Annotated in this window: 6 protein-coding genes and 1 tRNA gene; 4 read left to right on the top strand and 3 right to left on the bottom strand. The window is 69.2% G+C overall.

Going from position 1 to position 7,457, the window contains the following annotated elements:
• Positions 1 to 488: DUF3662 domain-containing protein (locus tag M8J73_RS19545; protein WP_249828865.1), on the bottom strand; the 488-nt coding region annotated here is incomplete at its 3' end.
• A gap of 485 nt (positions 489 to 973) precedes the next feature.
• On the opposite strand from M8J73_RS19545, the gene M8J73_RS19540 reads away from it, so the two are divergent.
• A tRNA-Leu gene (locus tag M8J73_RS19540) sits at positions 974 to 1,057 on the top strand.
• Positions 1,058 to 1,289: 232 nt separating this feature from the next.
• Here the strand turns inward: M8J73_RS19540 and M8J73_RS19535 are convergent.
• On the bottom strand, positions 1,290 to 1,529 hold the full coding sequence (locus M8J73_RS19535) for a hypothetical protein (protein ID WP_055538167.1): 240 nt from the start codon (positions 1,527 to 1,529) through the stop codon (positions 1,290 to 1,292).
• Positions 1,530 to 1,870: 341 nt separating this feature from the next.
• Between M8J73_RS19535 and M8J73_RS19530 the strand changes: the two genes are divergently transcribed.
• Positions 1,871 to 4,687 (top strand): beta-L-arabinofuranosidase domain-containing protein, encoded by a 2,817-nt coding sequence (locus tag M8J73_RS19530; RefSeq protein ID WP_055538168.1) that lies wholly within the window; start codon positions 1,871 to 1,873, stop codon positions 4,685 to 4,687.
• A gap of 117 nt (positions 4,688 to 4,804) precedes the next feature.
• Here the strand turns inward: M8J73_RS19530 and M8J73_RS19525 are convergent, their stop codons facing one another.
• On the bottom strand, positions 4,805 to 5,458 hold the full coding sequence (locus M8J73_RS19525; protein WP_055538169.1) for an FMN-dependent NADH-azoreductase: 654 nt from the start codon (positions 5,456 to 5,458) through the stop codon (positions 4,805 to 4,807).
• Between the two features lie 102 nt (positions 5,459 to 5,560).
• Between M8J73_RS19525 and M8J73_RS19520 the strand changes: the two genes are divergently transcribed.
• Entirely contained in the window at positions 5,561 to 5,938 is a 378-nt protein-coding gene (locus M8J73_RS19520) for a winged helix-turn-helix transcriptional regulator (protein ID WP_055538170.1), read from the top strand.
• Positions 5,939 to 6,100: 162 nt separating this feature from the next.
• The coding region (locus M8J73_RS19515) for a DUF2252 domain-containing protein (protein WP_372503979.1) at positions 6,101 to 7,457 on the top strand (1,357 nt) is incomplete at its 3' end.

Here is a 7,457-nt window from a genome sequence, read left to right as displayed (position 1 = left end):
GTGGCCGGCATGGGCGGGGCGCCGGCGGGCGCGCCGGTGGGCGGGTAGCCGTAGCCGCCGGGGCGGCCGCCGCCGGCGTTCGCCGGGGCGCCCCCGGGGCCCTGCTGGTCGGTGGAGGAGGCGAGCGTACGGCTGCGCACCCGGTACAGGCCGGTGTCGAGGTCGTCCGCCTTCTCCAGGTGGACCTTGATGGGGCCCATGAAGGTGTACCGCTGCTGCTTGGCGTAGTCGCGCACCATGCCGGCGAGCTCGTCGCCGAGCTGGCCGGAGTAGGGGCTGAGGCGCTCGAAGTCGGGCGTGCTCAGTTCCACGATGAAGTCATTGGGGACGACCGTCCGGTCGCGGTTCCAGATGGTCGCGTTGTTGTCGCACTCGCGCTGGAGCGCTCCCGCGATCTCCACGGGCTGGACCTCGGACTTGAACACCTTGGCGAAGGTGCCGTTGACCAGACCTTCGAGACGCTGCTCGAACTTCTTCAGGACTCCCATGGGGCACCTCCTCCGTCGTCACCGCTCTGCGTACTGCGTCCGTACTGCTTACTGATCGTATCCACGCGCCGGGAAATCGGCTGGTTCCCCCGGTCGGCCCCGTCGGCCGGTGTCACCGGCGCCGAAGCCCACTGAGGTCCCCTCCCGGCTTCCCACCGGAGCTCCTCTTCGAACTACCCCCGCTCGAACTCTGCCAAGGATCGTAGAGGCGGCACGAGACCAGTGTCCCGCACCTGACTATGGACCCTGCCCTCCTCCAGTGGAGATGGCCGGGACCGGTACGAGGTTGATACGTGAACCAGCATTCGTCGATACGTGGTGGAACGGGGCAGGTGTTCGGTCCCCGCTGGTTGCTCCGTTCCCGGTGAGCCGGGGCGGGGGCGGCCAGGGATAAGGGATGTGAACCCACCCTCTCCAGCGTGCTAATCTTCTGGATGTCGGAAGGCGCCAGCACCGAAAGGGCAGGGCCCGAGGACACACCCAATGCGCGGGTGGCGGAATAGGCAGACGCGCTGGATTCAGGTTCCAGTGCCCGCAAGGGCGTGGGGGTTCAACTCCCCCCTCGCGCACAGCGAAGCGGTCCCATCGTGAAGACGATGGGACCGCTTCTTTTTGTGTCCGCAGGGACTCCCCGAAGGCGCGATCGCCTGGTTCGCGAAGTGTGAGGAGTCTCTCAGCGGATTCAGTAAGGGCTTTCGTCCTTTGGTGGCGTGAGACGGCGTGGGGGCGTGCCGAGTCTCCTGTGCGCGGGCGGGGCCATGTTTCACGTGAAACATTACAGAGTGGTGCATCGGTGATGTTCTACGTGAAGCAGTGCGGGGCGTAGCTGGTGAGGCGACGCGCTCGGACCAATAGGTCCTGGTAGACGGGGTGCTCGGCGATGGCGGGCTGCGGTTGCCCATGCGTGAGTGAGGACGGAACGCGGTCGGGGCCGGCGATCAGCCCGGTGCGGGTGTGCCGTATGACCGCGTGGAACTCCTGGCGCTCGCCGTCGGAGAGGGTGTGGGGCCGCTGGGTGCTGAACTCGATTGGGCTATCCATGGTCCGGACAGGATCAGCCGGTCCGCCTTTGCTTCGATCACCAGCCGCTGCGGCGGAAGTGGGGGCGGGGCGGCTGACCAGCGTCTATCAGGGTCGCCTGCGGGTGGATTCCCCGTCGCTCCTGGGGGCGCGCGATGTCGGATTCGCGCTGGTTCGGCGCAACGGGCGCGGGTGGCGGAGGGCCTCCTGCCTGCGCGTGAGGCCTGTGAATTCCCGTCAGCACCGTTGACGCTCGCTTGCCCCCTACCTATCTTCTGGTCGGCAAATCGTACAGCGTTCGTAATTTCGAATGATTGTTGTCTGGTCCCTTGCCCCCCACACATGTCAGAGACGAGGCCCGCATGGCTCCGCCCCTCTCCAGACGCTTACTGCTCCAGTCCGCGATCGTCGCCGCGGCAGTACCCGGAGTCTCTTTCGGGGCGGGCGGTGGACGCGCGGTCGCCGCCGCGGTTCCGGAGCCGTCCACCTGGTCGGTGCGGCCCTTCGCGCTCAAGGACGTGACACTCGGCCAGGGCCTGTTCGCCGACAAACGGCAGCTGATGCTCGACCACGGCCGCGGCTACGACGTCGACCGGCTGCTCCAGGTGTTCCGTGCCAACGCGGGGCTCTCCACCAAGGGCGCGGTCGCCCCCGGCGGCTGGGAGGGTCTCGACGGCGAGGCCAACGGCAACCTCCGGGGCCACTACACCGGGCACTTCCTGACCATGCTGTCCCAGGCCTACGCCGGCACCGGGGACACCGTGTACGCCGACCGGATCCGGAGCATGGTCGGCGCCCTGGGCGAGGTGCGCGAGGCGTTGCGCGGCGACCCGAAGGCGCTGCCCGTCACCGGCAAGTGGGGTGGCGCCCACGAGAACGTCCGGGGCTCGTACCAGTACGTCGACCTGCCGTCCGCCGTGCTCGGCGGTGCCGGGGCGATCACCCTGTCGGCCTGGGTGAGGCCCACTCACGACGCCGACTGGCAGCGGGTCTTCGACTTCGGCGACAACACCACCCGGTACATGTACCTGGCCACTCGCAATGCCGACGGGGTGCCGCGGTTCGCCGTCACCACCAGCGGGCCGGGCGGCGAGCAGGGGCTCAACGGCACGGCAGCGCTGCCGCTGAACCAGTGGAGCCATTTGGCGGTGACCCTTTCCGGCTCCACGGGCACCCTCTACGTCAACGGCACAGCCGTCGCCCGGAACGCCTCGATGACGCTCGCCCCGTCCGTCCTGGGCACCCTGACGAACAACTGGCTGGGCCGCTCCAACTTCTCCGGCGACCCGGTGTACGCGGGTGCCTTCGACGAGTTCAACGTCTGGTCACGGGCCCTCACGGCGGCCGAGATCACCTCGCTCCAGTCCGACGAGGCCAAGAATTCCTCCGCGGGGCTCGGCGACCTCGCGTCCTACTCGTTCGCGGCCACCGACGGCGGCACGTTCGCCGATGCCTCCGGACGCGGACTCACCGCCACCCTGCGCCGCACCTGGGGCGGGCCGAGCCATCCCGGGTTCCTCGCCGCGTACCCGGAGACGCAGTTCATCGCGCTGGAGTCGATGACCAGCGGTGACTACACGAAGGTGTGGGCGCCGTACTACACCGCGCACAAGATCCTCAAGGGCCTGGTCGACGCCCATCTGGCCACCGACGACGCCCGGGCGCTGGACCTCGCGTCCGGTATGTGCGACTGGATGTACTCCCGGTTGTCCAAGCTGCCGGACGCCACGCTGCAGCGGATGTGGGGCATCTTCTCCAGCGGCGAGTTCGGCGGCATCGTCGAGACGATCGTCGACCTGTACACGATCACCGGCCAGGCCGATCACCTCGCCCTGGCCAAGCTCTTCGACCTCGACCGGCTCATCGACGCCTGCGCCGCCAACACCGACATCCTCGACGGCCTCCACGCCAACCAGCACATCCCGATCTTCACCGGGTACGTCCGCCTGTACGACGCGACGGGCGAGACCCGCTATCTCATGGCCGCCAAGAACTTCTGGGACATGGTCGTCCCCCCTCGCATGTACGGCATCGGCGGGACGAGCACGGCCGAGTTCTGGAAGGCCCGCGGGGCCGTCTCCGGCACGATCAGCGACACCAACGCCGAGACCTGCTGCGCGTACAACATGCTCAAGCTGAGCCGGATGCTGTTCTTCCACGAGCAGGACCCGAAGTACATGGACTACTACGAGCGGGCCCTGTTCAACCAGGTCCTCGGCTCCAAGCAGGACACTGCCGACGCGGAGAAGCCGCTGGTCACGTACTTCATCGGCCTCAACCCCGGCCATGTGCGCGACTACACCCCGAAGCAGGGCACGACCTGCTGCGAGGGGACGGGCATGGAGAGCGCGACCAAGTACCAGGACTCCGTGTACTTCGCGAAGGCGGACGGCAGCGCGCTGTACGTCAACCTGTACAGCGCTACGACGCTGAACTGGACGGGCCAGGGCGTGACGGTCACCCAGACCACCGACTACCCGCGCGAACAGGGCTCCACGATCACCGTCGAGCGCGGCAGCGGCACCTTCGAGATGAAGCTGCGCGTGCCCTCCTGGGCGACCGCCGGATTCCGTGTGACCGTCAACGGCAGCGCGGTGAGCGGGACGCCGGCCGCCGGGAGCTACTTCACGATCCCTTCCCGCACCTGGCGTGACGGGGACGTCGTACGCGTGACGATCCCGTTCCGGCTGCGGGTGGAGAAGGCGCTCGACGACCCGACCCTGCAGACCCTGTTCCACGGGCCGGTGAACCTGGTCGGCCGGAACGCCAGTACGAGCTACTTGTCCTTCGGCCTGTACGGCAACGCCGGCCTCTCCGGTGACCTGCTGCCCTCCCTGACGCCGGTGAGCGGAAAGCCGCTGCACTACATGCTGGACGGCACCGAGTTCGCGCCCTTCCACGAGGGCACCGAAGATCCCACGCACGCGTACATCAGGCGTTCCGAACCGAAGGTGGTCCTCGGCGGCACCGACTCGGGCGTGGCCAATCCGGCGAAGTCCGACGGGACGAGCCTGCTCGACGAGATCTGGGCGGGTGCGCCGTTCGCCGACAAGGACGCGCTGGTCGCGCGCGTGCGGGCGACCGTGAACTCCTGGGTGTCGGCCGGGCTGCTCGATCGGGTCGACGGACAGAAGGTGGTCACGACCGCGGAGGACGCGTCCTACGAGGCCTGTTCTTGAGCCTGTGTGGTGGTCTTTGAAGCTGAGGGCGCGGTGCTGATCTGCTGATCGTGTCGTGACCGGGTCGGCCGACGCGCGGTGGACAGGTGTGCCGCCGTGCGCCGGCCGGGCGTCGGGTCACGCGGCCAGACGCTCCGCGAGGGTCTTCGCCTTGGTGGCGGCGTCGTCGAGGGCCTGGGCGCGGGAGGCCTCGGAGAGCGGGACCAGCTCGCTCATCGCCGGGTTGTGCGGCGCCATGGTCAGCTCCGGGACGATGAAGTCGACGTCCAGGCCGAGGGCGTCGGAGAGCACCGCGTTCAGGTAGTTCTGGACGTACTCGAAGGGCTCGCGCGGCGTGCCCGGCGCGTAGGAGCCGCCGCGGCTGGCGACGACGGTGACGGGGGTGCCCTTCGCCTTCGAGTCCTCGGTCATGGCGGTGCGGCCGATGAGGACCACGTTGTCCAGCCAGGCCTTGAGGGTCGACGGGATCGAGAAGTTGTACATGGGGGCGCCGATCAGGATCGCGTCGGCCTCCTCCAGCTCGGCGATGAGCTTCTCGCGCTCGGCGAAGGCGGCGGCCTGCTCCGGGGTGTGCGTGGCCGGGTCGGCGAAGCCGGCGGTGTGCGCGTCGGCGCTGATGTGCGGCACGGGGTCGGTGTGGAGGTCGCGGTAGATGACCGTGCCGTCCGGGTGCTGCTCCTCCCAGGCCTTGCGGAAGGTCTCCGTCACCGCGCGCGACGTCGAGGCGTCGATGGGGAAGACGGACGAGTCCAGGTGGAGAAGGGTGGCCATGGGGCACTCCAAGGAAAGTCGCTTTGTTTTCGTACTCGACTATGGATAACACAGTCGCTTACTTTTTTTCATCCCCGAGCGGGAGCCCAGTACGCTGGACGTATGGCGGAAAAGCAGCAGGATCTCCATGGCGCCGGTCCGTGCCGGCCGGTCGGAGAAGGCATGACGCGTGTGTTCGCTCTGCTCGGAAAGCGATGGACGGGCCTGATCGTGGCCGCGCTGATGCCGCATCCCGCGCACTTCGTCGACCTGCGCCGGGCGATCCCCGGCATCAGTGAGCGCATGCTCTCCGACCGCCTCACGGAACTCGCCGCGGCCGGCCTCGTCCTGCGCGAGGTCAACGAGGGGCCGCCCCTGCGGGTCACCTACCGCCTGACGGACGCGGGCGCCGCGCTGGACCCGGCGCTCCAGGAACTCGCCACATGGGCGAAGGTCCATCTGCCGCAGAGTTGGCCGTGTGCGGGGGCCGGGCGGGAGTAGGGCGTCGCCGGTCAGGACGGTGGTTTCCCTGGGTTTTCCACAGGCGGGCGGGCTGCCGGGGCGGAGTTGTCCACAGGGTCTGACGCGTTTCGGCCACCGGCTGTACCGTCATCACGAGTTGATGTTCGTGCGGGGACATGTGCGGGGGAGGCGGTCGCTGTGATCGAAGACGGTGTGACGGCGTCGGGGACCGAGCCGGAGACGGCGGCGGCCGAGTCCGGCGGCCGGGTGGGGCAGGAGCGCGTGCCGTGGGTGCCCGGGTTCGCGCGGTGGCCCTCGCAGGGTTCACCCAAGGAGGAGGGCAAGGCCCTGCGTGAGCGGGTGCCGCGCAGCACGCACGCGGACCTGACCCTCACCACCGACCGGCCCGACGCGGTGACGGCGGTCGAGGAGTCCAACCGCGGCCGCATTGCCGCGCTCACCCCGATAAGGGTCGGCCGGATGGCCGCCACCCCGTTCGCGTTCCTGCGCGGCTCGGCCGGCCTCATGGCCCACGACCTCGCCCGTACGCCGATGACCGGCATCGGCACCCAGATCTGCGGCGACGCCCACGCGGCGAACTTCGGCCTCTACGGGGACGCGCGCGGCGGGCTCGTCATCGACCTCAACGACTTCGACGAGACCGTGCACGGCCCCTGGGAGTGGGACCTCAAACGGCTCGCCACCTCGCTCGTGCTCGCCGGGCGCGAGGCGGGCGCGGACGAGGACACCTGCCGCAAGGCGGCGCTCGACACGACCGGCGCCTACCGGCGCACGATGCGCCTCCTCGCCAAGCTCCCCGCCCTCGACGCGTGGAACGCCATCGCCGACGAGGAACTCGTCTCGTACACCGACGCTCACGACCTGCTCGGCACGCTGGAACGGGTCTCGGAGAAGGCGCGGGCCAACACGAGCGGACGCTTCGCGGCCAAGTCGACCGAGCCGGTGGAGGGCGGTGGGCGCCGCTTCGTGGACGCCCCGCCGGTGCTGCGCCGGGTGGACGACGCCGAGGCCGCGGTGGTCGCCGCCTCCCTGGAGCAGTACCTGACCACGCTCTCGGAGGACCGTCACCCGTTGCTCGCCCGCTATGCCGTGCACGATGTGGCGTTCCGTGTGGTCGGCACGGGCAGTGTCGGCACCCGCTCGTACGTCGTGCTGCTCCTGGACCACCTGGGCGAGCCGCTCGTGCTCCAGGTGAAGGAGGCACGCCCCTCCGCGCTCGAACCGCATCTCGCGACGGCCGGTTTCGAGGTTCCGACCGTGACTCACGAGGGCCGCAGGGTGGTCCTCGGCCAGAAGCGCATGCAGGTGGTCAGCGACATCCTGCTGGGCTGGACGACTGTGGCCGACCACCCCTTCCAGGTGCGTCAGTTCCGCAACCGCAAGGGCAGCGTCGACCCCGCGGCCCTCGCGGCCGACCAGGTCGACGACTACGGCCGGATGACCGGCGCCCTGCTGGCCCGTGCCCACGCCCACAACGTCGACCCCCGGCTGATCGCCGGCTACTGCGGCAAGAACGAGGAGCTCGACGAGGCCGTCG

Source organism: Streptomyces neyagawaensis (assembly GCF_023516595.1).
GTDB lineage: Bacteria > Actinomycetota > Actinomycetes > Streptomycetales > Streptomycetaceae > Streptomyces > Streptomyces neyagawaensis.
This window is presented reverse-complemented; position numbering and strand designations above follow the sequence as displayed.